Genomic DNA, 3,594 nt, shown 5'->3' with positions numbered 1-3,594 from the left:
CGGTGGTCGCCGTCCTCGCGGTGGTCGCGGCCACCCTGCCGGGTCCGGTCCGCGGGTCGGACCCGACCTCGGCGAGCAGCGGCGGCGGCCCGGCGCTCGGCCCGGCCCGCGGGTCGCTGGCCGGGGACACCGGGTTCGTGGCCGCGCTGCGCGACCGGATGGACCCCTCCGCCGACCCGCCGCGGGTGGTGTACGCCGGCGACGCCGTCGGCCACCGCTGGGCGCTGCTGGTGCAGTCGGTCGACGACCGCCTGCGGGCGACGTGGTTCACCGGTCCGGCCAGCACGCCGGCCGCCGCGCTGGACCTGGCCCTGGTCACCGAGACCGGCACGCGGGACCCGGTGTGGTCGGCGACCGTGGAGGACGACCGCGGGGCCGCCCTCCTGCTGGTCACCGCGCCGGGCGACGAGGTCAAGGTCTCCTCGGGGGTCGACGTGGCCGCCGACGGCCGTGCCTCCCGCACCTTCCTCCCGGTGGGCACCGCGGACGGCGTCTCCGCCGTGCGGCTGGACCGGGGCGGCGGGGGCGGCGTGGTGGCCCGGGTCAGCCGGGACGGGCTGCCGGTCCGTACCGGCCCGGCGTCCACCCTGCTCGGCTCGGCGGCACCGCAGGCACCGTCGGCGTCGGCACGGTCGGGCACCGCGCCCGTGGACCCGACGGCCTACGCCGTGGCCGTCCAGGAGGTCGCGCGCCCCACCGGCCGGCGGCCGGCCTCGCTGCCCGTCACCGTGCTGGGGTCGGGCACCTTCCCGGCTCCCGGCGGCGCCACGGCGCGGGCGGTGACCGTCGCGGTGGAGCTGCCCGGCGGCGCGGTCGTCACGAGCACCGCGTCGGCGACCCCGGACGGCAGCGGCACCCCGTGCGGCACCGCGACGCACCCGGCCGGCACCGACCTGGCCGCCCTGACGGTGGTCGCGCGCTGCGCCTCCTACGCCGGGGACTCCTCCACCTTCGGCGCCACGCTGGTGGTCGTGGCCCCGCCCGGCCTCGAGGTCGACCTCGACACCGACGCCGGCGGAGCGCTCACCGTCCCGGCGCTGGATGCCGGGTGGGGCTTCCAGGTCGACGGCGCCGACGGCCTCCGCGTGTTCCGCGCCGGTGCGGAGTCGGGGGACGTCGCACGGGCCGGCGACGGGCCGCTGGAGGACTTCTGACAACACGCGGGAGGAAGTTGCCAACACCGGAACCGGGTCGTATCAGGTCGCGCTCTGGCTGCGCACGCTCCGGTGGCCCTAGGTTCGGTTGCACCCCGCCCAGTTCCCCGGAAGGTTGACATGACCGCAGCGCTCTCCCCCGCCGACGGCCACGACCACCCGCCCGCGCTGCACCTGGTGCCTGCGCGGCGGACCCTGACCCTGCTCGAGGCCACGCGGCTGTGCCCGGTCTCGACGAAGGTGCTGTGGGTCGAGTACCTCACCCTCGGCGGCGGGGAGTCGCTCGAGCAGTTCACCGCCCACCTCGCCGACCCCGCGCAGGGCGACCCGACCGAGCACGGGCTGGTCGTGCAGGCCGTGGCCGAGGTGCTGGCCGACGAGGGCGTCGACGTCGACGTCGCCTGATCAGCCCGGACGGCGGTGCTGCGCGGCGAACCGCCCCGGCGGGGTGCCGACCACCGCCGTCCAGTCGCGGGTGAAGTGCGCCTGGTCGGCGTAGCCGAGCACGGCGGCGGTCCCGGCCAGCGAGCCCTCGCCGGCGCGCAACCGCTCGGCGGCCTCGTGCAGTCGCCGGCGCTGCACCAGCCACTTCGGGGTGAGCCCCAGCCGGCGCCGCAGCAGCCGCTGCACCGACCGCTCCGACAGCCCGGTCGCCTCGCACAGCTGGGCCACCCGCACCAGGTCGGGGCTCGACTCGACCAGCTCGACCACCCGGTCGACCAGCTCGCCCTCGGCGTCCACCGGCAGGGACGGGCGGAGCAGGTCGGCGACGGCACCCGTCGCCGACCGGTGCGCCGCCGGGTCCCGCGGGTCGGGCCCCATCGCCGTACGCACCCGGTCGGTGAGCTCCCGGCCGGGGTCGCCGAGCAGGTCCCCGAGGTCGACGTGCCGGTCGGTGAGCGTCGACATGTCGACACCGGACACCAGTGACCCGGCCGCCGGGGTGAGCATGGCCCCGACCGCCCACCCGTCGCCGGCCAGCACCGTCTCCGACAGGCCGGTGACCACGCCGTAGAAGCGGGCGTACGCCGGGCTGACGACGACCAGGCCGACGGGGTACTGCAGCACCCGCTGCACCGACTCCTGGCCCGGCGGCACCGACCAGACGGGGATCCAGAACCGCTGCACCAGCGGGGCCAGGTCGGCCGGGGGTGCGTAGCGGAACATGGTGTGCGAGCGGTCGTCGGGCGCCCGCAGGTGTGCCCGCTCCACCGCGTCGGTCGTGTCGGGTTCCATCAAGACCCAGCCTGCCGCACCGCGCCAGGCTCGCGGCATGGACCAGACCGCAGCCCTGCACCGTTCCACCGCCGCAGCCATGACCGCCGTCCTCGACGCCGTCCCCGCCGACCGGTGGGACCGGGCCTCCCCCTGCGCGGGCTGGACCGCCCGCGACGTCGTCGCGCACGTCGTGGACACCCAGCGCGAGCTGCTCACCACCCACGGCGGGGACGTCGGCCCCCGCCCCGACCTCGAGGACCCGGCCGTGGCCTACCGCGCGCACCGCGACGTCGTCCAGGGCCTGCTCACCGACGAGCTGGTCGGCACGGCCTACGACGGCTTCTTCGGCCCCACGACGGTCGGCGCGACGCTGGAGCAGTTCTACGTGTGGGACCTGGTGGTGCACCGCTGGGACGTCGCCCGCGCGACCGGCGGCGACGAGAGCCTCACCGGCGCCGAACTGGACCGCGTCGAGGCCGGCGCCGACTCCTTCGGCGAGTCGCTGCACATGGACGGCATCTGCGGCCCGGCGCTGCCGGTCGGCGCGGACGCCGACCGGCAGACGGCCCTGCTGGCCCGGCTGGGCCGCCGGGCCTAGCTGGCAGCGCCCAGCGCGTCGGCCACCCGGTGGTGGGTGGCCGCCTCGTCGGGGCGGTGCTGACGCTCCAGGGTGCGGGCCAGCGCGCGGCGGGCCCAGCCGTCGGCCGGCGCCAGCTCGACCAGCTGGCCGAACGCCTCCTCGGCGCGGGCGAGCTGCGCGGACTCGAAGCAGGCCCGGCCGAGCAGCTCCAGCACCGCGATGTCCTGCGGGTAGGCCGCCACGACCGGGGCCAGGATCGCCACGGCCTCGGTCGGCTGACCGCTGGTCAGGAACAGCTCGGCGCGGAGGAACTCGGAGTGCAGGTCGATGGTGGTCATCGTGGCCTCCTCTCAGGCGGACGGGGGAACGCACGGGCACCTCTCATGCTTCCCGGCCCCCGGGGTGCAGGATCCTCCTCGTGACAGCCACCGTCGAGACGGCGCAGGCCGCCCGCCGCGCGGTGCCGGTGCTGGTCGGCAGCCAGGTGCTCGGCGGCGTCGGCGTGGCCAGCGGGATCGCGGTCGGCGGCCTGCTCGCCGAGCAGGTCTCGGGGTCGGCTGCGCTGTCCGGGCTGGCGCAGACCGCCACGGTGCTCGGCGCGGCCGGGCTCGCGGTGCCGCTGGCCCGGCTCGCCGCCGCGCG

At 77.3% G+C, this 3,594-nt stretch carries 5 protein-coding genes and 1 pseudogene; 4 read left to right on the top strand and 2 right to left on the bottom strand.

The features are described from left to right. Together NH342_RS22405 and NH342_RS22400 are read left to right on the top strand one after the other, a co-directional pair. The coding region (locus NH342_RS22405; protein ID WP_253018495.1) for a hypothetical protein at positions 1 to 1,154 on the top strand (1,154 nt) is incomplete at its 5' end. A 120-nt stretch (positions 1,155 to 1,274) separates the two neighbouring features. Continuing rightward, the gene (locus tag NH342_RS22400; RefSeq protein ID WP_253018493.1) at positions 1,275 to 1,559 is read left to right on the top strand and encodes a hypothetical protein; all 285 of its coding nucleotides are present in this window, start codon (positions 1,275 to 1,277) and stop codon (positions 1,557 to 1,559) included. Here NH342_RS22400 and NH342_RS22395 read toward each other — a convergent pair whose 3' ends face one another. Then, a complete protein-coding gene (locus NH342_RS22395) occupies positions 1,560 to 2,390 on the bottom strand; it encodes an AraC family transcriptional regulator (protein WP_253018491.1) in 831 nt (276 codons plus the stop codon). Positions 2,391 to 2,427: 37 nt separating this feature from the next. On the opposite strand from NH342_RS22395, the gene NH342_RS22390 reads away from it, so the two are divergent. Next, positions 2,428 to 2,970 (top strand): TIGR03086 family metal-binding protein, encoded by a 543-nt coding sequence (locus NH342_RS22390; protein ID WP_253018489.1) that lies wholly within the window; start codon positions 2,428 to 2,430, stop codon positions 2,968 to 2,970. Here NH342_RS22390 and NH342_RS22385 read toward each other — a convergent pair. Continuing rightward, positions 2,967 to 3,290, bottom strand: coding sequence for a tetratricopeptide repeat protein (locus NH342_RS22385; protein ID WP_253018487.1), 324 nt, complete (start codon positions 3,288 to 3,290; stop codon positions 2,967 to 2,969). The two genes, NH342_RS22390 and NH342_RS22385, sit on opposite strands and share 4 nt — an antisense overlap. Before the next feature lie 80 nt (positions 3,291 to 3,370). Between NH342_RS22385 and NH342_RS22380 the strand changes: the two are divergent. Beyond that, a pseudogene (locus NH342_RS22380) lies at positions 3,371 to 3,594 on the top strand (MFS transporter); the annotation flags it as partial.

Source organism: Klenkia sp. PcliD-1-E (genome assembly GCF_024124375.1).
Classification (GTDB): Bacteria; Actinomycetota; Actinomycetes; order Mycobacteriales; family Geodermatophilaceae; genus Klenkia.
Note: the sequence above shows the minus strand (reverse complement) of the source record. Positions and strands in the feature narration are given on the sequence as shown.